At 61.9% G+C, this 20,744-nt stretch carries 18 protein-coding genes and 1 pseudogene; 14 read left to right on the forward strand and 5 right to left on the reverse strand.

Annotation, left to right across the window (positions count from 1 at the left end; translation table 11 throughout):
- Positions 1 to 137: 137 nt before the first annotated feature.
- The 5 genes from AB4Z51_RS31800 to AB4Z51_RS31820 all read left to right on the forward strand — a co-directional run bounded on the left by AB4Z51_RS31800 (position 138) and on the right by AB4Z51_RS31820 (position 4,677).
- A complete protein-coding gene (locus AB4Z51_RS31800; RefSeq protein ID WP_063981741.1) occupies positions 138 to 1,073 on the forward strand; it encodes a LysR family transcriptional regulator in 936 nt (311 codons plus the stop codon).
- Entirely contained in the window at positions 1,070 to 1,807 is a 738-nt protein-coding gene (locus AB4Z51_RS31805; RefSeq protein WP_135214175.1) for a peroxiredoxin-like family protein, read from the forward strand. Before AB4Z51_RS31800 ends, AB4Z51_RS31805 begins: the two co-directional genes overlap by 4 nt.
- Positions 1,808 to 2,123: 316 nt before the next feature.
- The gene (locus tag AB4Z51_RS31810) at positions 2,124 to 2,699 is read left to right on the forward strand and encodes a cytochrome P460 family protein (RefSeq protein WP_441498720.1); all 576 of its coding nucleotides are present in this window, start codon (positions 2,124 to 2,126) and stop codon (positions 2,697 to 2,699) included.
- Positions 2,700 to 2,726: 27 nt separating this feature from the next.
- A complete protein-coding gene (locus tag AB4Z51_RS31815) occupies positions 2,727 to 3,272 on the forward strand; it encodes a DUF1993 domain-containing protein (protein ID WP_135214177.1) in 546 nt (181 codons plus the stop codon).
- Between the two features lie 64 nt (positions 3,273 to 3,336).
- Entirely contained in the window at positions 3,337 to 4,677 is a 1,341-nt protein-coding gene (locus tag AB4Z51_RS31820) for an MFS transporter (protein WP_441498721.1), read from the forward strand.
- A 221-nt stretch (positions 4,678 to 4,898) separates the two neighbouring features.
- Here AB4Z51_RS31820 and AB4Z51_RS31825 read toward each other — a convergent pair whose 3' ends face one another.
- A complete protein-coding gene (locus AB4Z51_RS31825) occupies positions 4,899 to 6,395 on the reverse strand; it encodes an MFS transporter (RefSeq protein WP_244623083.1) in 1,497 nt (498 codons plus the stop codon).
- A 430-nt stretch (positions 6,396 to 6,825) separates the two neighbouring features.
- Between AB4Z51_RS31825 and AB4Z51_RS31830 the strand changes: the two genes are divergently transcribed.
- The 6 genes from AB4Z51_RS31830 (at position 6,826) to AB4Z51_RS31855 (ending at position 11,507) form a co-directional block, all read left to right on the forward strand.
- A complete protein-coding gene (locus AB4Z51_RS31830) occupies positions 6,826 to 7,743 on the forward strand; it encodes an NADP-dependent oxidoreductase (protein ID WP_135214180.1) in 918 nt (305 codons plus the stop codon).
- 117 nt (positions 7,744 to 7,860) lie between these two features.
- On the forward strand, positions 7,861 to 7,983 hold the full coding sequence (locus AB4Z51_RS31835; protein ID WP_275552103.1) for a hypothetical protein: 123 nt from the start codon (positions 7,861 to 7,863) through the stop codon (positions 7,981 to 7,983).
- A gap of 10 nt (positions 7,984 to 7,993) precedes the next feature.
- On the forward strand, positions 7,994 to 9,430 hold the full coding sequence (locus AB4Z51_RS31840; protein WP_441498722.1) for an MFS transporter: 1,437 nt from the start codon (positions 7,994 to 7,996) through the stop codon (positions 9,428 to 9,430).
- A gap of 88 nt (positions 9,431 to 9,518) precedes the next feature.
- Positions 9,519 to 9,932, forward strand: a complete 414-nt coding sequence (locus tag AB4Z51_RS31845; RefSeq protein WP_135214182.1) for a cupin domain-containing protein — start codon at positions 9,519 to 9,521, stop codon at positions 9,930 to 9,932.
- Between the two features lie 102 nt (positions 9,933 to 10,034).
- On the forward strand, positions 10,035 to 10,979 hold the full coding sequence (gene egtD / locus AB4Z51_RS31850) for an L-histidine N(alpha)-methyltransferase (RefSeq protein ID WP_441498723.1): 945 nt from the start codon (positions 10,035 to 10,037) through the stop codon (positions 10,977 to 10,979).
- 69 nt (positions 10,980 to 11,048) lie between these two features.
- Positions 11,049 to 11,507 carry a DUF3788 domain-containing protein gene (locus tag AB4Z51_RS31855; protein ID WP_135214184.1) on the forward strand — a complete coding sequence of 153 codons (459 nt, stop codon included), beginning with the start codon at positions 11,049 to 11,051 and terminating at the stop codon, positions 11,505 to 11,507.
- Between the two features lie 298 nt (positions 11,508 to 11,805).
- On the opposite strand, the gene AB4Z51_RS31860 is transcribed toward AB4Z51_RS31855, so the two are convergent.
- From AB4Z51_RS31860 to AB4Z51_RS31875, 4 genes and pseudogenes are all read right to left on the reverse strand, one after another.
- A complete protein-coding gene (locus tag AB4Z51_RS31860; RefSeq protein WP_354096382.1) occupies positions 11,806 to 12,351 on the reverse strand; it encodes a carboxymuconolactone decarboxylase family protein in 546 nt (181 codons plus the stop codon).
- A gap of 34 nt (positions 12,352 to 12,385) precedes the next feature.
- Entirely contained in the window at positions 12,386 to 13,021 is a 636-nt protein-coding gene (locus AB4Z51_RS31865) for a nitroreductase family protein (RefSeq protein WP_063981749.1), read from the reverse strand.
- Between the two features lie 176 nt (positions 13,022 to 13,197).
- A pseudogene (locus tag AB4Z51_RS31870) lies at positions 13,198 to 14,116 on the reverse strand (NADP-dependent oxidoreductase).
- A gap of 269 nt (positions 14,117 to 14,385) precedes the next feature.
- Positions 14,386 to 14,877 carry an OsmC family protein gene (locus tag AB4Z51_RS31875; protein WP_135214186.1) on the reverse strand — a complete coding sequence of 164 codons (492 nt, stop codon included), beginning with the start codon at positions 14,875 to 14,877 and terminating at the stop codon, positions 14,386 to 14,388.
- Between the two features lie 469 nt (positions 14,878 to 15,346).
- Here AB4Z51_RS31875 and AB4Z51_RS31880 point away from each other — a divergent pair, with 469 nt between their 5' ends.
- From AB4Z51_RS31880 to AB4Z51_RS31890, 3 genes are all read left to right on the forward strand, one after another.
- Positions 15,347 to 15,880 (forward strand): peroxiredoxin-like family protein, encoded by a 534-nt coding sequence (locus AB4Z51_RS31880; protein ID WP_135214187.1) that lies wholly within the window; start codon positions 15,347 to 15,349, stop codon positions 15,878 to 15,880.
- Positions 15,881 to 16,327: 447 nt separating this feature from the next.
- A complete protein-coding gene (locus AB4Z51_RS31885) occupies positions 16,328 to 17,551 on the forward strand; it encodes an efflux RND transporter periplasmic adaptor subunit (protein WP_063981752.1) in 1,224 nt (407 codons plus the stop codon).
- Positions 17,548 to 20,721, forward strand: coding sequence for an efflux RND transporter permease subunit (locus tag AB4Z51_RS31890; RefSeq protein WP_441498724.1), 3,174 nt, complete (start codon positions 17,548 to 17,550; stop codon positions 20,719 to 20,721). Before AB4Z51_RS31885 ends, AB4Z51_RS31890 begins: the two co-directional genes overlap by 4 nt.
- Positions 20,722 to 20,744 lie beyond the last annotated feature (23 nt).

Here is a 20,744-nt window from a genome sequence, read left to right on the forward strand (position 1 = left end):
ATCAATAGGCCGAGCCGTTCCAACCTGCGCACGCAAGTCGCATCTACTCCCCATGATCGCGACGTGCCTGTCACGCCGTCGATTGCAAAGGCTCGTCTCTATCGACAGCCGCACCTTGACGGAGAACATAACAACCCATGGAGCTTCATCAGGTTCGCTACTTCCTCGCCGTCGCGTCCACCCTCAACTTCACCCGCGCGGCCGAGCAGTGCAATGTCACGCAGCCCGCGTTGACCAAGGGGGTGCAGAAGCTCGAGCAGGAACTCGGCGGCCAGTTGATCTATCGCGAACGCCAGCTCACCCAACTCACCGATCTTGGAAAGGAAGTCCTTCCGATGCTGGAGCGCACACTGGCCTCGGCAGAGGCGGTGCGTCGCCGAGCCCAAGAGTTCCAACGCAAGGACGTTGCGCCACTGAAGATTGGCCTTGCCCCATCCATCTCGGCGTCGCTCGTCCTCGATCCGATCGCAGAGATCGCAAAGTTCGTCCCTGGACTTCACGTCGAGCTGCGCGAGGGCGCGGCGAAGAAGCTCGTCGACCTCTTGCTTGAGGGCGAGATCAACGTCGCAATGGTCGGCGACGTGCAAGATGTGCCCGCCCGCATCGACGACTGGTCGCTGTTCGAGGAGCGCTACGTTGTGGTTCTTGCGCCGACACACCGGCTCGCAAATCGTCCCTCGATCGGCATCGACGACCTCCGTGAGACCATCTTGCTGGAACGCGCCGACTGCGACGTGGCCCCGAAGATCCAGAAATCGTATTTCCCCGAGAGCCCGCCCCAGCTTGGCCACTGCAGCGGTCACGACCTGCACCTGCAGCACATGGCCGCGGCCGGCCTTGGCGTGATGCTCGCGCCCGAGCACATGCCGCGCCTTCCGACGCTCAAGACCATCCCGCTCGAAGGCAACCTGGTTTCACGGGAGGTACGCCTACTGGCTGTGCAAGGGCGCCGCTACTCCCCGGCGCTGGACGCATTCGTCAAGGTCGCGCGGCTTCGCGACTGGTCGGTCGAAGCCCCCGACCGGGGCGTGCCGCACGCAGCGGTCCCGGTGGTGTCGAGGGCGCCCGCATGACCACGACACGCACGCCGACGGCCAGCCGCTTCCAGCCAATCGATCCTCAGCCCGATGACTCCCAACCGATGTTAAATCAAACCAACAAGACACTCGCCCGGATCCGCACCGAGTTGTTGACGACGTTCAGCGCTGCGGATTGGGAGTCATACAACCACCTCGTGCGCTGGCTCCGAGATACAGACGTGGCATCGCACGCTCTGAAGGTTGGAGATGACGCGCCGAGCTTCCTCCTGCCGGACGCTGATGGCCGTCTCCACTCCTCCGAACGCCTGCGCCGCAAAGGACCGCTCGTCCTGAGTTTCTTCCGAGGCGGTTGGTGTCCTTTCTGCACCGCTGAGCTTTGCGCCCTGCAGGCTGCAAAGGATGAGTTCGAGAGCATCGGTGCGACCCTCGCAGTGGTGACACCCGAGACGAGGGACTTCCCGCGGCAGCTCAAGCGGAGCCTAGGCTTGGACCTGAAGGTGCTGTCCGACGTCGACTATGGCGTTGCCATATCGTATGGCGTGCTATTCCGGGTGCCCGACGAGACCAAAGCGCACTATTCCAGGCTAGGATTCGACTTCGGCGCCCGGCACGGGTCACCGGAGTGGATGTTACCTATTCCCGCGACCTATGTGATTGACGCGGAAGGCCGGATCCGCAGCGCATTCGTCGAGCCGGACTTCACGATACGAGAGGAGCCGGCGCAAATCCTGGCCTCGCTGCGCCAGGCCGCTTCCACGTCCGAGTGAGGGCAGTAGAAGGTGGAGAGCAACATCCTGTCAATCCGGCGATGAGGCGGTCTGAAATGCCCCTCGACGACGGCGCACTCGCAGCTGCCTACTACGACGTAAGACGGTCGGGTCGGCGCTCACAGCGCTCACGTACGACGATATCTTCTGCCTATCGAATACATGTCCAAAGAGAATTTCTAATTTTGTCGGCCGAGTCCGATCTTTAGGGCTGGCTAGGCCGAGCGCGCGGTTGGCCACACAGCGATTGAAGTAATGATTGAAGCCGTTTCACTGGATCAGAGTGCACAGCGCGCGAGCGGTAAAGGAGATCCCCATGAAATTATCGAGGACTATCGGCCTCGCTGTTGCCGTCTCGCTAGTCACCGGCGCCGTGGCAGCGCTCGCGCAGATCAACGGAGCTGCTCCGGCCGGCCCGACCGCGAACGTGGTAGACGGTGCTGGGCACCTGCGCGTGCCGGCGGACTACCGAACCCTCTACCAAGCGCTCGGCACCTGGGCGATTGCGGCTGAGAGCGGCCAGGGCTCGAATGAAATCCACGCCGTCTACGCATCCCCCGGGGCGATCGACGCCTACCGGAAGACGGGGCATTTTCCGGACGGCGCCGTTCTGGTGAAAGAAGTCTTCGCGACTTCGACCAACGAGATGACCACCGGCACGGTAAGCCACGCCGACAAGCTCAAGGGCTGGTTCGTCATGGTGAGAGACAGTAAGGGAACGCACCCCGGCAACCCGTTGTGGGGCGACGGGTGGGGATGGTCGTGGTTCGACGCGGACAAGCCGCTCAAAACCACCTCGACGGACTACCGTTCCGATTGCCACTGGTGCCACCTGCCTGCCACGGCCACGGACTGGATTTATGTGAATGGATATCCCGTCCTGCGTCACTGACCGACGTTCAGAGTAAAAAGCGAGCGAATGGAGTTCGACGTGTCCCTCTCGGTCTATGACATCACGGTCCCTGTCATGGTGCACGGACTGAACGTGATGGACGACTATCTCGACCACGCTCAAGCACTCGAGCGGACCAGGGGATATGAGCCTGGAAGGATCCTTGGCGAGCGGCTCGCGTCCGACATGCTGAGCTTCGGAGAACAGTTTTCTGTAAGCTGCAATAAGGTTGACGCCCACATGGCGAAGCTGATGCAGCGCGATGCGCCGGCTCCCCACAGCACCCTCATGATGTACCCGGCACTGAAGGGGCGGCTCCTCGAGACGCGCGGCTTCCTGCAAAACGTGCAGCCGGGCGAGATTGCCGGCGCGCAGTCCCGCACATACGAACTGACACCGCCTATCGTGCGCGGGTGGTTCGGCGGCGACAACTACATCCGGCACCTGGTGCTACCCGACTTCTTCTTCCACATCGCGATTGCGCACGCGATCCTTCGGCACCTCGGAGCGAAGATCGGGAAGCGCGACTACCTCGGCAACCTCAGTCAGCAGAGCGGAGGTGACTACTCGTGAGCGGCGGGCGCGGTGCGCGACACGAGCCGAAGCTTTCAAGGTTCACGCCGGAAATTGCATACTGATGGGTGGCGTCGACGGTCTGACGGCGGCTCAGCGCCGCTGGGTAATGCTCTGCATCTTGCTTGGACTTAGTCTAAGTTCCCTCGGAAGCGCGATCGTGAATATCGCCTTGCCAAACATCTCGCGTTCATTCGCAAGTAGTGACGCCGCGACCGTTTGGGTCGTGAATGCCTATCAGCTTTCGGCAACGGTCTGCTTGTTGCCCGTTGCAAGTCTGGTCGAATCACTCGGTCTGAAGCGCGTTTATACCGCCGGCCTGGCAATTTTTGTTTTCGCGTCGTTGGGTTGCGCGTTCGCTCCAACATTGCCGATGCTGGTGAGTGCGCGCCTAATTCAGGGTGCCGGGGCAGCTGGAGTTTCTGTGGCCGGCATGGCATTTGTACGCGTGATTTATCCGCATCACATGGTCAGCAAGGGCTTCGCGTTAGTCGCATTAGCAGTGGCGATACCTGGAGCATTGGGCCCCACCATCGCGGCGGCAGTACTTGCCGTGGCAAAATGGCCCTGGTTGTTTTTGGTGAATGTGCCATTCGGCCTCACTGTTCCGCTATTTATTGCTGCTGCACCACCAGACGTTCGGGTTGCGCGCTCTCTCGATCTGATCGGGACCGCTCTCAATGCGCTGGCGTTCGGGCTTTTCGTCGTCGGTGTCGGCACGCTGGGTACTGGCGATGGGCGCATTGCGACGGGAGAGATCGTAGCAGGACTTTTCTGTCTTGGTCTCTTCGTTCGACAACAGCGCCGGCACCCTGTGCCAATGTTGCCATTCGATCTTTTCCATATACCCCTGTTTACCCTATCGGTGTGGACATCCGTCTGCTCCTATGCCGCACAAATTCTGGCTTACGTCTCCTTGCCGTTTTTATTTGAGACGAGGATGCATCTTTCGGCCGTGGAAACAGGTTTTCTTCTGACAACCTGGCCGTTCATGACTGCCGTCACGGCCCCAATTGCCGGCCGCTTGACGATCCGCCATCCCGCTTCGGTGATCTGCAGCATTGGTTTGGCGCTGTTGGCGGTCGGTTTGCTCCTGATGGTCTTCTTGCCAACATCTCCGGCGAGATTGGATGTCGTATGGCGACTGGCTCTTTGCGGTATCGGCTTTGGTCTTTTTCAGACCCCGAACAACACGGCGATGATGACGGCTGGACCCGTAGGGCGCAGCGGGGCCGCAAGTGGGATGAATGCCTCGGCTCGCTACGTCGGATGGTCACTTGGTTCCGCGTCGGTCTCGCTGATCTTCGGCTTGGGCGGAGACCAAGGCGCCGTCTTTTGTCTGGTCGCCGGAATGGCCTTCGCTCTGACGGGAGTCGCTACCAGCAGCGCTCGTCGGTTCAGATAGCGTCCAAATGCGGGACGCAGCACCTCGTCGGAGGTCGTTCGGCGATATCTGCGCCATGTGCTCGCCGCTGCAGACAAACGTGGCTTGTGACAAGCCGCTGCTGAGCTCGTGGTTCGAGAATCAACAATCAGCCATGGCGTTCCGCTGAACACGGCTTCCGTTAAGTTCAGGGTGTCTGTCAGTTCTAATGAAATATCGGATTCGGTTGAATTCCGTACTTTCTAAGTTGCGTCCGCTTTCGCCATCACCGGTGTCGGGGTCTTCGAGGCCGCAAAGGCGCCGCCGATCGAGGTCGCGGCGGCTATGGCGAGGCCGACTTCGTAGCCGGACGAGAAAGACGCGACGCCGGCGGCAAGTGCCACCCCGGCGAGCTGCGCAATCCGGCTCGCCGCATTGTTGATGCCGGAGGCGAGTCCTTCGTCGGCCTGATCCACACTCGACATGACCGACGCGGTGAGCGGCGCCACGAGCACAGCGAAGGACAGGCCCAGCAGGGTCATAGGTCCGATCACGCCGAGCATCAGGGATTCCTTCTCGCCAAGCGCCATCAGGATATAGGCGAGTGCCGCACCGAGCGGTCCCGCGATGAGCATGGCCCGCGCGCCAATCTTGTCTGCCAGCCGGCCGAAGAGATTCGACAAGAGCCCCACGCCAAGCGTGAAAGGTAGGAATGCGAGCCCGGCATCGATCGACGACAGGGCGCGGCGATCGATGAGCTCGAAGGGTAGCAGAAAGAACATGATCGAAACCCCCGCATAGACCATCAGGGTGACAACGTTCAGCCCGAGGAAGGCGCGGTTCTCCGCCAAGCGAGGTGGCGTCATCGGGTGTTCGCTTCTGCGCTCCCAGAACGCGTAGACGGCGAGCCCGACAATGCCAAGCCCGGTGACAATCACGAGCACTGTGCCCGACGGGGCTGAAGCGCCCGCGGCGGCCTGAACTTCACCGGGGCCGATTTGGCTAAGCGCCCAGGCAAGCGCCCCGATCGCCAAAGCGAGGATCGCGGCGCCAATCACGTCGAATCTGCGCTGGATGCGACCATCCTTCGGCGCAAAGACCAGCAGAACTCCCACTGCCACGAGCGCGAGCGGCGGGTTGATCCAGAACACGGATGGCCAGCCAAAGGTCTCGGTGAGCCAGCCGCCCAGGACAGGACCTCCGGCGGTGGTGAGAGCCGACGCTGCGGCCCATACGCCGATCGCGCGGTTTCGCTCTTCGCGCGGATAGGTGGCCCCGATCAGGGCGAGGCTCGCGGGAGTAACGATCGCTGCGGCCGCTCCCTGCGCGACGCGGGCAGCGATCAGCCAGGCGGGCGAAGGCGCCAGCGCGCAAGCGGCGGACGTCAGACCGAACAGCACGCAACCGAACCCGAGCATGCGCGCTTTGCCGTAAACGTCCGCGAGCGCGCCGCCGATCAATGTCAGCGAGGCGAGCGCCAGCATGTAGCCGTTGAGGACCCATTGAACCGAGGCGAGGTCCGCCGCCAAATCTGAGCGCAATCTCGGTAACGCAACGGGCAACGCTGTCGCATCGATGAACGCCATCGAGGACGCGAGCACGCAGGCCGCGAGTACCATCCGCCGGCAGCGAGGTGGCGCCTCCCGACCGAGCTCTCGCGGGCAAGGTTCTGCGTCGATAACGCCGCGGCTGCATCCCTCTACAAACGGCTGCGCCGCGTTGCGACTCGCTCGCCGTCTCTGGTTTGCAGGATTGGTCATTCGCAGTCTTATTTCGGGTTGAAAGTGGTTCCGACAGCCGTCTCATACGGTGGCGGTCGGACCCCGGTGAAGGAAATTATCTCTCGCCATAGAATCGATAGATAATCGTTATTGCCTTGCCGCGCAGCGGCATGCCGTCGCGGCGTGCGCAACTTGCCTTGATTTACCAATGGCAGAGAAGACCGTCGCACCACTATTCCCCGCTGCAATGGAAACCATACATGCCGGCTATTGGAGAATGTTACTCCGCGCTGCCATCAATGGGTACCGCTCGTGGATTTTGTCGAGGGCTGGACAACTGAGATCGTGGAGGCGCCGTCCCATCTTCGCTTTCGGAACTACCCCATGGTCGCTGGCAAGCGATGCCGAACCGGCTTTTGTCGCTGGAACGTATCCAGCAAAGGAGCAAATAACTGAGGAGACAACTCACATGAAGGCAATCGCCGTAACGGACCAGGCCGCGGGAACGGCCGGGATGAAGCTGGTGGAGCGGCCCGAACCGCGGCCAGCGATAAACGACGTCGTCGTTCAAGTTCATGCATCGGGCTTCACTTGGGATGAGCTGACGTGGCCCCCGATGTGGACCGATCGCCTCGATCGTGACCGAACACCGTCGATCCCTGGGCACGAGCTGGCCGGAGTCGTCACCGCTCTCGGTTATGGCACGACGGGATTGTCAGTGGGACAGCGGGTGTTCGGCCTGACGGACTGGTATCGCGACGGCACCTTGGCGGAGTATGTGGCCGTCGAGGCACGCAACCTTGCGCCGCTGCCGGGCGACGTCGACTTCACGGTGGGCGCGAGCCTGCCGATGCCGGGTCTGACTGCGTGGCAAGGACTGTTCGTGCACGGCCACCTTCAGTCGGGGCAGACCGTCCTTGCGCACGGTGCGGCTGGCGTCGTCGGTTCGATGGTGACGCAACTCGCACGTGAGGCCGGCGCCTACGTCATCGGCACCGGACGCGTTGCCGACCGTCAGGCGGTGCTCGACTTCGGCGCGAATGAGTTCGTCGACCTCGAGAACGACGCTCTGAAAGACGTCGGTGGCGTCGATCTGGTTTTCGATATCTTCGGCGGCGACATCGCGAAGCGGTCCGCAGGCCTGATTCGAGCGGGAGGAGCGCTGGTGACCATCGCCGGGCCGACCGAGGCGCGGCCCGCCGACGGCTTGGCGATCGACTTCGTTGTCGAGTCCGATCGCGCCCAACTGGGTGAGATCGTCCAGCGTCTGCGGGACGGACGACTGCGGACGAACATCGGCACCGTCTCGACCCTCGATGACGCCATCGCCGCCTTCAATCGGACCGAGCGCCGCAAGGGGAAGACAATCGTTCGCGTTCGCCCGTGAGAACTTGGGGCGGAGAGCGGTTCCGCGCTCCTCGTCAGCTCGGCACGGATCCACGTTTAGGCGTCGCTCGGCCGTGGCCTCCGGCGGCGCGGCGCGGGCAGGAGGCGACGGCGGTTCATGGCAAGCCTGCTTGAGGTTGAATTGATGTTGCGAAAAGTGATCCGCGAACGGACACGGCAGTTCGGCTTCGGGCTGCCGGCCGATGAGCCCGCGCGCCGCGAAGCGCGCCACCTGACATGACGGCCAGGTCGTGAGCAGCGCGTCCCTGACCCTGACCGATCGCGGCCTGGCGCTCTCCGAGCCTAAGGCCGTCGGAGCGCAGGGCAGCACCAAGGTGCTCGCCGCGTCGAGCCTGGGCAGCTGCCTCGTGTTCGTCAGCGGCGCCGTCGTCACGGTCGCGCTCGCGGCGATTGGCCGAGACATGCGCCTGTCGCCGCTTGACCTGCAGTGGGTTATGAACGCCGAGCTCCTTCCGCTCGCGGCCCTGACCTTGGTAGGCGGCGCTCTGGGTGATCGGTTCGGACAGAAGCGGATATTCCTCGCGGGGATCGCTCTCTATGGCCTGGGCGCGGCCGCAATTGCTTTCGCGCCGAGCTTCGCGCTGCTCATCGGCGGCCGCTTCCTGCAAGGTTTGGGCGAAGCTGTGATCCTGCCCAACGGCCTTTCCGTGCTCGGGCGGGCCTTTCCCGCCGACAAGAAAGCCCGTGCGATCGGCATCTGGTCCGCCGCCGCAGCAGTCGCCAGTGGCGTCGCGCCCGCGATCGCGGGCGCGATCATTGATCACGGCTCCTGGCGGACGGCCTTTCTGATGCTCCTGCCCATCGTCGCCAGCGCGTTGGCCTTCGGCACGGGGTGGATACCCAAGGACTCCTCGACCAGCTACGTCCGGATCGACGTCTATGGCGCGGTCCTTTCGACAGTCGGGCTCGGCTCGTTGGGCGCGGGGCTGACGAGCCTGACCAACGGTGCCGGTCCAACCCTTTGGCTGCTCATCACTCTGATCGTCGGTCTGGGCGGCTTAGCCGGCCTTATCGTCACACAGCGGCGGCTAGGCGAGAATGCCATGCTGCCCCCGTCGCTCTTCGCCTCGCGGTCGATCGTCGGCGCGAACCTGTTCACCGCACTCCTCTACGGTCCGTTCACGGTCATGCTAACCTTGATCCCGTTCGTGATGATCCGAGGCGCGCACCTGCCGACGCTGGTGGCGGGCCTAGCCTTCCTTCCTCTGCAAGCGCTGATTACGGTCGTTTCGCCGCTCGCCGGTATGCTCTGCCGCGTGTCCGGCAGGCGCCTGCCATTGTTCGCCGGCAGCGCCGTCGTCGCCTTGGGTTGCATCATGGCGCTCCGTATCGGTCCGAACGCAACCTATTGGGCGGACATCTTCCCCAGCATCCTGTTGCTGGCGCTTGGCATGAGCCTCGCGATCGCGCCGTTGACGACCCTCGTCCTCACGTCCGTCGAGTCCGATCGAGTCGGGACAGTGTCTGGCGTCAACAGCGCAGTCTCACGCGCCGGGTCGCTCTTCGCCATCGCATTGCTCGGCGGCGTGCTGCAGCAAGGCGGTCCTCAGCTGTTCTGGGGATTCCACATGGCGATGGTTGTCGCCGCCGTCGCCTGCGTTCTCGCCACGCTCACGGTGTTCATCATCGAGCCAGGGCCTCATGTCGACTTCATCCCGCGAGACTGACCGTTCGGTGTCGGCAATCAGCGGGCCGGCAAGGTCGAGAGGGAACAATGAAGAACGAATACCAACCTCTAGGCAGAAGGAGAAACTCATGAAGATCCGGACCATTGTCGCTGTCACCTGCGCCGCCTTCTCGATAGCCGGCCCGATCCGCGCCCATGATCGCGAAGCGGAAACCGTCGCGAAGAAACTCGAGGCGGCCATTCCCAATGTCCCTGGCAAGTCGCTGCTCGCCCTGGAGGTCGATTACGCGCCGGGCGCGGCATCCCCGCCCCATACCCACGCGAAGTCGGCTTTCATCTACGCCTATGTGATCTCGGGCGCGATCGAGTCGAAGGTGAACGACGGCGAGAAGCGCATCTATCGGGCAGGCGAAGGCTGGTCGGAGCCGCCGGGTGCAACCCATTCGATCAGCCGCAACGCGAGCAAGACAAGGCCGGCGAAGCTGCTCGCTGTCTTCGTCCTCGACACCAATGACAACCCGCTGACGACACCCCTCAAGTAACGTACTCACTGAGCCTGGCACGAATTCACGGTGAAAATATCGGCCACGAGTTTACCTCGGCCGTTATCCGCCGTGTCACCGAAAGCGGAAAATATACTTCACGTGWATGACAGCATCGACGCTGTTGAAAATGCATTTGCCCGAGACGTCGTCGGCGGCTTATCCGCTGATGTGAAGACGCTGCCGAGCCGTTGGTTATACAACGAGCGTGGATCTGAACTTTTCGAAGAGATAACGAGGCAGGATGAGTATTATCTGACCAGAGCCGAAACGTCGATCTTGCGAGAGCGGCAGCGTGACATCGCCGATTTTGTAGCGCCTGGCGCGGTTCTCATCGAGTATGGTGCGGGAGCCGGCGTTAAGACGGAGCTTCTGCTGGCAGGCCTGCGTGACCCGCGAGGCTACGTGCCGATCGATGTCGCCGATGCTTTCCTTGCAGAAACGTCTAGGAGGATCGCTTCGCGCTTCCCGTCGCTCTGGGTCCGTCCCATCGAGCGCAATTTCCTGGATGAATTTGAGGTTCCGTTCGATAGCTCCAGCGGCGGCAGGACAGGATTTTTTCCTGGCTCGACGATGGGGAATTTGAACGCGAGCGAGGCGAAGACCTTGCTGATGCAGATGGGGCGACACTTAGGCAAAAACGGACGTGCCATCATCGGTGTCGATCTCCAGAAAAACGTAGATACGCTTCTGCGTGCTTACGACGACAGCGCCGGTGTGACAGCCGCTTTCAACCTCAACCTCCTTGAGCGGATCAACGCCGAACTGGGCGGCGATTTCTGTTTAGAGCGGTTCAAGCACGTCGCGCGCTGGAACGAGATCGAGAAAGCAGTAGAGATGCATCTGGTCAGCGTGTGCGATCAGCGCGTTACCCTCTGCGAGCGCGCGTTTAGTTTCAGAACGTCGGAAAGCATTCATACTGAGAGCTCCCGAAAACATACTGCGGAGAGCTTCGAGCGGCTTGCCCGGTCCGGCGGATGGAAGGTTGTCGAGCTTTGGCAGGACGCGGGCGGATTATTCGGCCTGTTCGGGCTCATTCGCTATTGATCGGCCGATGATGCGGCACACCAGGTCTTCCGAAACCAACGTGAGAGTTGCGGTGTAAAGGAAAGCGCCATGGAACAGTCCCCCCAGATCGGCGACAGGATCACCGATAAATCAGCATCGCCCGACGACAGCACTGTCCGAGACTGGATCGGGCCGAAGGCGTTCGGGCATTGGGCCGAGCTGCGAAAATGGATCGAGGCATACTACCCCGATGTTTTCGTGCCGGATTGGCTCTATCGTGGCAAGAAGCGTGGTTGGTCCCTGCGTTACAAGAAATCCAAGGCATTCTGCACCTTCCTGCCGGAATACAGGCAGTTTTCGGTCGAGGTGGTTTTGGGGGCAGCAGAGCGAGAGAAGTTTGAGGCGCGGCGTTACGGGTGGCGCTCGCAGCTGGTGAAGCTTTACGATGAAGTCCGAACATACCCAGACGGAAAATGGCTGAAAATTGCTATCTCATCCGCAGCCGATCGGCATGACGTGACGGAGCTTCTAAGTCTGAAGCGCCCGCCTCCGCGGTCGCGCGATTGAGACACTCGCGCCGCTCCGGCGCGATGGTGGTCCTCCAGATGAAATAGACACGCGCCTTGAACACCTTCTTGTGCGGCGGGGCGACGACATCGTTCTCGCTGGTGATCTGGCGCCCTGGAGCGATCCCTTGAGTGCTTTGTCGAGGAGCTTTGGCGCCGTGGCGACAAACGGCGACAGTCTTCGCGCCAACAAAAAGCCCGGACGCGTTCCCAAGAATCCTTCCCGGGTGCGTCCGAGCCTTGCGTGATGCTCGCATCATCGACGCTCCTCAGAGATCGTAGATGCGAATGGATTGAGTTCAGATCGATCCAGCCGGCGCAACGGCAGGAAAGTCCTTCTCGGGATCGAACACGTTGTTGAAAAAGTTCGTCAGAGAGTACATGGCCACCAGCGCGACTATCTCGATGACGTTCGCATCCGTGTAGCCTGCGTCGCGGACGACTTTCAGATCGGCGTCACTAACCTTGCCGCGGGTCTCGATGACTTTACGCGCAAACTGGATGGCAGCGTCCCGCTTCGGGTCGCTGGCATGGCCCTTCCGAGCGAGAGTGATTTCATTGGCGGGCAGCTTGGCCATATGATTGGCCGTAAAGCTGTGAACCGTCAGGCAATAGTCGCAGCCATTCACTTCGGAGACAGCGAGGCCGATGCTATCGCGCGTCTTCACGTCTAGCGCCTTGCTCAAGGAGCCAAGCAGGGCGGCCCATGAGTTGAACGCGATCGGGCTTGCCGCGAAGGTCGCCATCATATTTGGGGTGAACCCGATGTTCTTGGTGAACATATCGAGGGTCGGTTTCGAATCCGCCGGCACTTGTTCCGGCTTCAGAGCTGTCATTCTTGGCATCATAATCTTCGCAGGTTCTCGGTTTCACTAATCACTAAATGAGGTCCAACACATCGGCCACCGGGCGACGCGGCTTCTGCGGCCAGTTTCCCGGACGCTCCGCTCCTACGGACAGCAGCATGACCGGGACTTCGTCCTCGGCCAATCCAAAATCTCGGTGCACCGCTTCGGCATCGAAACCGATCATCGGCGTCGAACCCAGGCCCAGCGATCGGGCCGCATAGATCATCGCCGCCGCACCGAAGGCGCCGGTGCGCACTGCTTCGTCGCGCTGGCGCTGCGGGTAGTCCTTATAGAGATCGCGTGCGGGGATTTCCCAATCCGGTATCAACTTTGCCGGCATGATACCCGCCTCCACCACCGGCGCCAGGCGGTCCGGAATTACACTGGAATCAGCCAACTGGCCGCAGATGATAAAGGTAACGGCGGCTTCAGTGATCGCCGGCTGCTTCCAGGCGATCGGGCTCAACCGAGCCTTGGCTTCAGGCGTGCGTACCGCGATGAAGCGCCAGTTCTGCAAATGGAAGGATGTCGGCGCAGTAGTGCCGATCCGCACCAGCTCGCTGATTTGGTCATCGCTCAAAGTGGCGGCAGGGTCGTAGTATTTGGCGGAGCTGCGGCTCAGGATACATTCGATGACGGCATTGGTCATGGCGATTCTGTTGGTCATGGTGATTCCTGTGCGTTAGGGGATGACTTGAGATAACGAGTGCTTTCGCTCTCTTTGCTCGAAATGCCGCAGGGATGGAGCCCGTCTGGCATCTCATGCCCGGGGGCCGTGGTAGTTTCCTGGGTTGCGGCGCGTCTGATAGGACGTGACGGCCGCGTGCATCGAATGTGGGTCGTTCACGGACGAACGCGGATGATCGTCTTCCCGCCGATCCGCTTTGTTGGATTGAAGGCGGCGACGGCATCTTCGAGTGTCGTTACGTGGCCGACGTTCGTGCGCAGTCGCCCGTCCCGAACCCGCCGGACGATCTCACTCAGTTGGGCACGATCGGACTCGACGACGAAGTCGACCGCCAGGCCATCGGCGGGCCGCGCCTCGGCCGGCCCGACGATGGACACCAGCGTTCCTCCGGATCGAACCAGGCGCGCGGAGCGTTTCCTGATGTCGCCGCCAATGAGATCGAACACCAGGTCGACCGGGCCGATGTCGTCTAGAGCGTCGTTCTCCAGGTTGACGAACTCATTCGCGCCGAAGTCGAGCGCCTTCTGACGGTCGGCGGCGCGTCCGGTGCCGATGACATAGGCGCCGGCCTCACGCGCGAGTTGCGTCACCATCGACCCGACTGCGCCGGCTGCGCCGGTGCGCGAGGACGCGCTGCCCCGCCTGAAGGCGGCCGTGCACRAACAATCCCTGCCACGCGGTCAGACCCGAGACCGGCAGGCTCGCGCCCACCGTGAAGTCAACGTCGCCCGGCAGCGGCGCCAGGTTGCGTGCCTCGATCGCCACATACTCGGCCAGTGTGCCATCGCGATACCAGTCCGCGAGGCCGAACACCCGCTGTCCTACCGACAGGCCCGTCGTGCCATATCCGAGAGCGGTGACCACTCCGGCCAACTCGTGCCCGGGAATCGACGGTGTCCGGTCGCGATCGAGGCGATCGGTCCACGTCGAAGGCCACGACAGCTCGGTTCCAACGAATCCTGACGCATAGACTTGAACGACGACGTCGTTTATTGCTGGCCGCGGTTCGGGTCGCTCCACCAGCTTCATCCCGGCCGTTCCCGCAGCTTGGTCTGCCACGACGATTGCCCTCATCGCCAATCTCCTCGTGTGTGGTATGTCTTCATCTTCCGAATTCCCTTGCGGGCGACCAAAAATACGATCGCCAAATTCGACGGTCCAATGACCTGTGGCTATGGAATCGATGCCATCGACGCGAAAGATCAAAGCGCGTCAGCGGTGAACGTCGGGACGAATGCCCCGCGAGGGAAGATTTCCGGGCACTGAGGACGCAAGAAAGAGCTGCAATGCGGGTTTGATCGGCTGCGATGCGCCGGTACGGTGATCGACCGCACGAGAGACGCTCAATCCGGAGTGATATTCGGGATCGGGAGTTGAGCCAGATCATCCTCGTAGCTGGCCTGAGTGCTTGGGCTGTGGCCGGAAGCAGTAGCGTCGAGGCGCGTGTTGATAGCGGCGCCGATGCCGAGAATCTTGCCAACGGGGCAGAGGTTTGCGGCTTCCAGCAGGAGCGCGCGCTGATGAGCATCGAGTTCTCCCTCCAGCACGAGGGTGCGTGCGAACGAATCTCGTTCGCCCTGAGCGCCATGGCGGAAGCTGACGCTCACTTCCAGCCGCTCCAGCGGAAGTCTCTGGCGTCGAGCCTGAAAACGAATGCTCATAGCGGTGCATGCGGCGAGAGATGCGCTAAGGAGGTCGTAAGGATTGGGACCAGAAGAAATGCGGCCGACGCCATCCGGGCCGCCGACAGTAAAATGAGAGCCGCCGACACGGCATTCCAGTGCACTATGATTGGTGGGGTCGCTTGCGACAACAACTTCGCGGATCTTGGTCATGACTAGGTCCCGATTGTTCGAATGATCGACCACCGGCTCTCGACGAGCGTGAACGCAAGCAGGCAGCGCAGAACAAGTCTTGTAGATAGCGCGAGGTCTCAGCGCGGCGTCCGCTCCGGCCGGCGCGTTCAGCAACTAAATCCGGCGACCATTCGAGTAAAGCTATCATGTCCATAACCGCCAGGAATGCTTCGGGAGTCGGTGCCGAAGCTCCGCGGCGAGGAAATCCGTGAACCCGCGCGCCGGGCTTGACGGTCTTCCGCTCGCGACAACGCATTGAATTCCATCGAGGCGAAGTCTCGGTCGGAGAAACAACGCGCGGGAATGGAAATCATAACGGTCGGACATTTCTCAATTGAAGGTCGGCGACGTAGTTTCACCCTGCAGGGCGGGGCGGAGTGATGGCTCGTGCGCGATCAGCGAGTGCCGGAATTCCCGACGTACTTAGGAAAACACTGCGGAGAAGAGAATGCTGCTGCCTCGTCGACCGGTTCCCGAACTGCGCGTTCCGACCCTTGCTCATGGCGAATTTGATCTTGCTGCCGACGCGCCGAAGCTGTTTACGCTGATATGCTTTTATCGCGGACTCCATTGCCCGGTCTGCCTCAAGTATCTGCGCGAGCTGGAATCGCTGATACCCGAATATGAGCGTCGCGGTACAAAGGTCATCGCTATCAGCTCTGACGTTCGCGAGCGCGCTCAGGAAATGGCAAACAAGGTCGGCGCCAGCTTGCGATTCGGATATTCACTGCCGCTGGCGGTTGCTCGCAAGTGGGGTCTCTATATTTCGTCGTCGCGTGGAAAGACATCGATCAACATCGAAGAGCCGTCACTGTTTTCGGAGCCCGGCGTATTCCTCGTCCGACCGGATGGTACTTTGTACTACGGCGCGGTTCAAACAATGCCGTTCGCACGTCCGTTGTTCTCGGAATTGCTTCAAGCGATCGATTTCGCTATCGCCAGGGATTATCCGGCGCGTGGCGAGTATGACGGCCCTCTCTGAGCGGCCGTCGGCTTAGCTACCGGCACACCCGTGAACATGAAAGCCGCTGCGCGGTAGCTACTGCTTGATTCTCTGTTCGGTCCGGCTGTTTCGGGTATGTTTGATCTTGTCGGCTCTGACCGAGCGCGACTCGGAATTCTCCGCAGAATAAGACGTCGCGGTTTCGAGTGCCACGCAGCCTGCGGCAATCCTCGCGACGGCATCGCGCTCGCGCGGCGAGCGGCAATAACGACCGTTTATCGAGTCCATGGCGAGAGGTGATTTCCGTCGCCGGCATTGCAAGGCCATTCTCCAAAGCATCGTCGAGCCTAAACCTGCGGTTCTGCGATCAAAGCGCGGATCACGATGAAAGCTCGAGAGCGCAGTGGGTCGATATGCGAAGCAACGACGTAATCTAGATCATCGCGCTGGGTTCTTGGAGAGACGGAAGTGAGTATGACTGATAGAATGGTGCAACCGGCTCCGGCACCTCAGCTCGATCGCGGTTCGTTTTATCGCTTTCCACGATGCTTCGTCGCACCGATCGGTCTGCTGTTCGCGCTGGCGCTCGCGGGCTGCGACAAGAAGGCACAATCGCAGGAGGCTGCGCCTGCACCGCCGCTGGTTACAGTCGCGCAACCAGTCAAGCGCACGGTCACTGACTGGGACGAGTTCACCGGCCGCTTTGAGGCGATACAGGAGGTTCAGGTCCGTGCCCGCGTCGGTGGCTTCGTCAACAGCGTCGAGTTCACAGACGGTGCGATCGTTCATGCCAGCGATCTGCTCTACATCATCGATCCGCGCCCGTTCGAGGCGGTCGCCTCACAAGCGCAGGGCCAACTCGACGACGCGCGGGCCAAGGCAGAGCTTGCCAAGCGTGAACTCGACCGTGGGTTGAACCTGGTCCAGACCAGCGCAGTTTCGGTGCAGGTCGTCGATCAGCGCCGTCAGGCCTTGCAGGCGGCTTATGCGGCCGAGACGCAGGCCGAGGGTGCGCTGAAGGCCGCGCAGCTCAATGTCGAATTCACCCACGTGCTGGCGCCGATCACCGGCCGCGTCAGTCGCCATCTGGTGACCCCCGGCAACCTCGTGCAGGGCGCCGATAGCGGCGCGACGTTGCTCACCTCGATCGTGTCGCTCGATCCGATTTACATCTACTTCGACGTCGACGAGGCGACCTATCAGCGCAACAGCAGGCTGTGGTTCGAAGGCAAGCGGCCAAGTTCGCGCGATACGTCAAATCCCGTGCAGGTGACGCTGACCGGCGAGACAAAGCCCTCGCATGTGGGGAAGATGGACTTCCTCGACAATCGACTGGACATCTCGACTGCGACGCTGCGCAGCCGCGCGATTGTCCCGAACAAGGATCTCTCGATCCTCCCGGGGCAGTTTGGCCGCGTCAGGATCATCGGCTCGTCGCCCTACGAGGCGCTGCTGATTCCGGACGCCGCTATAGCCACCGACCAGTCGCGCAAGATCGTGTTCGTGGTCAAGGCAGACAACACGGTAGATGTAAGGCCGGTGATACTCGGGCCGCTCGATGGGGGGCTGCGCGTGATTCGCGAGGGCCTCATGCCGGGGGATCAGGTCATCGTCGACGGGCTGCAGCGTGCCCGCGTCGGCGCCAAGGTGACACCGAAAATGGCGCAGGCGCCGGCAGACGACAAGACTCCGGCAGGTGCGAAGCCATGAATCTTGGAAGGCTTTCCATCAACCAGCCAATCTTGGCGATGGTACTGTCGATCGTGCTTGTGATCGTCGGCACGATCGCCTACCAGACGCTGCCGGTCTCGGAATATCCGCAGGCGGTGCCGCCGACCGTCACCGTCACCACGCAATATCCCGGCGCCTCAGCGCAGACCGTATCCGACACGGTGGCAGCCCCGATCGAGCAGGAGATCAACGGCGTCGAGGACATGCTGTATCTCTACAGCCAGGCGACCTCGAACGGCCAGCTCACCATCACCGTCACCTTCAAGCTCGGTACCGACCTCGACAAGGCGCAGGTACTTGTGCAGAACCGCGTCGCGATTGCGCAGCCGCGGCTGCCGGACGAGGTGCAGCGCAACGGCGTCGTAACCCGCAAGAACTCGCCCGACATCCTGATGGCCGTATTCGTGCTGTCGCCCGACGACTCGTTCGATCAACTCTACATCTCCAACTACACGCTGCTGCAGGTGCGCGATCAGCTTTTGCGGCTCGACGGCGTCGGTGACATCCAGATGTTCGGCGCGCGCGACTACTCGATGCGAGTGTGGCTCGATCCCGACCGGATCGCTGATGTCGGCCTGACATCGGGCGAGGTGCTGGCGGCGATCCGCGCCCAGAATCTGCAGATCACCGGCGGACAGATCGCTGAGCCGCCGATTGCCGATCGCGCGCTCCAGCCGAACCTCGTCTTCACTGGCCGCTTCAAAGATATCGGGCAGTTTGAGGACATCGTGGTGAAGGCCGGTTCCGACGGCCGCACCGCACGTCTGCGCGACGTCGCGCGCGTCGAGCTCGGTGCGCTCTCCTACGCCACCAGCAGCCGCATACTGCGCAAATCGGCCGTCGCAATGGTGGTGACGCAACGGCCCGGATCGAACGCGCTCGCCACGGCGAAGGCAATCTCCACCACCATGGCGAAGCTGAAGGAGAGTTTTCCGAAGGGGCTCGACTACAATATCGGCTACAACCCCACCGAATTCATCGCCCAATCGGTCCATGAGCTGATTAAGACGGTCTACGAGGCGATGGCGCTCGTCGTCATTGTGGTGCTGGTGTTCTTGCAGGGATGGCGGCCTGCGATCATCCCGATCATCGCGATCCCGGTGTCGCTGGTCGGCACCTTCGCGGTGATGGCCGCGCTTGGATTCTCGATCAATAATTTGACGCTCTTCGGTCTGGTTCTCGCGGTCGGCATCGTGGTCGACGACGCCATCGTGGTTGTCGAGAATGTCGAGAGACATCTCCAGCACGGTATGAGCCGACGCGAGGCGGCGCTCAAGACCATGGAGGAAGTCGGCGGCGCGCTGGTCTCGATCGCACTCGTGCTCTGCGCGGTGTTCGTGCCAACAGCTTTCCTGGGCGGCATCTCCGGGCAGTTCTTCCAGCAATTCGCCGTCACCATCGCAGTCGCGACCGCGATCTCCTGCTTCTGCTCGCTGACACTGTCGCCGGCACTGGCCTCCCAGATTCTTACGCCACACGAGGAGAAACGTCCGCCGGCGCGCTGGAACGTCATTGCGCGCGGCTGGCACGGCTTCACCGCGCTGTTCAACCGCATCTTCGATCGCCTGGCGCGCGGCTACGCGGCCACCGCCGACTTCGTGATCCGGCATACGGTGGTGATGCTTGTGATCTATCTCGGGCTGATCGGCAGCGCCGGCTGGCTACTCGCCACCACCTCGCAGGGCTTCATTCCCGCGCAGGATCGGGGTTACCTCATCATCTCGGCGCAATTGCCAGGCGCCGCGTCGCTGGCGCGGACCGCTGCGGTGGTGCGCGAAATCGAGCGGATCGCGCTGGATACGCCAGGTATCGTCCGTGTCGGGGCGTTCAGCGGGTTCTCCGGCGCGACGCGCACGCAGGCCGGCAATGCCGCAGCGCTGTTCCCGGTGTTCGACGAGCCGGAGGCGCGGCAGAAGAAGGGATTGACGGCCAACGCGATCACGGCCGATCTACGCAAGCGGCTGTCGGCGATCCAGGGCGCTTTCATCATCGTCATTCCACCGCCCGCGGTGCCAGGCATCGGCACCGGTGGCGGCTTCGCCATCCGCATCCAGGATCGACAAGGGCGCGGTCCCGAGCTGCTCGCAGCGGCGACGGACGAGCTCGTCGCCGCCGCGCGTAAGTCGCCAAATCTGACCTCGGTGTTCTCGCCTTTCACGGCGAATACGCCGCAGCTGTTTGTCGATATCGATCGTGTCAAGGCGCAGAAGCTCGCGGTCCCCATCGCCAACATCACCGACACGATCGAGACCTACTTCGGTTCGGCCTATGTCAACGACTTTAATTTGTTCGGGCGCACCTATCACGTCACCGCGCAGGCCGATCTCCCCTTCCGCAAGGAGACTTCCGATCTCGCGCGGCTGCGTACCCGGAACGCGGCCGGCGACATGGTTATGCTCGGCAGCGTTGTTGACTTCAAGGACATCTCGGGACCCGATCGTGTGGCGCGATACAATCTCTACTCGGCATCCGAGATGCAAGGTGAGCCGGCCACGGGCATAAGCTCGGCCACGGCGCTCAGCACAATCAAGCGATTGGCCGACGAAACGTTGCCGAGCGGCTTTTCTCTCGAATGGACCGACCTGTCCTATCAACAGGTGATGGGTGGCAATGCCGGCCTCTATGTGTTCCCGATCTGTGTGCTGTTCGTCTATTTGGTGCTGGCAGCGCAATATGGCAGCTGGACGTTGCCATTCGCGGTGATCCTGATCGTGCCGATGTGCCTGTTCGCGGCCACCATCGGGGTGCGCATCATGGGTCAGGACGTCAACATCCTAACCCAGATCGGCTTCGTGGTGCTGGTCGGACTTGCGGCCAAGAACGCGATCCTGATCGTCGAGTTCGCGCGCGATATCGAGCTTGAGGGCAGGTCGCGGCTGGAGGCTGTCATTGAGGCCTGCCGGCTCCGCCTGCGGCCGATTCTGATGACCTCGTTTGCTTTCATCCTCGGCGTGCTACCCCTGGTGGTTTCTACCGGTTCGGGCTCGGAGATGCGCCAGGCGGTCGGCGTCGCCGTGTTCTTCGGCATGCTCGGCGTCACGCTGTTCGGCCTGATCTTCACGCCGATTTTCTATGTCGTGGTGCGCAACCTCGCGGAAGGCACGAACGAGGGCAGGCCAATTCAGCCGAACGCGGCCGCGGCGGAATGAGCTGCGTTGGCCGCGGTGCGCTA

This window comes from Bradyrhizobium sp. 2TAF36, from assembly GCF_052114925.1.
In the GTDB taxonomy this organism is placed as follows: domain Bacteria; phylum Pseudomonadota; class Alphaproteobacteria; order Rhizobiales; family Xanthobacteraceae; genus Bradyrhizobium; species Bradyrhizobium barranii.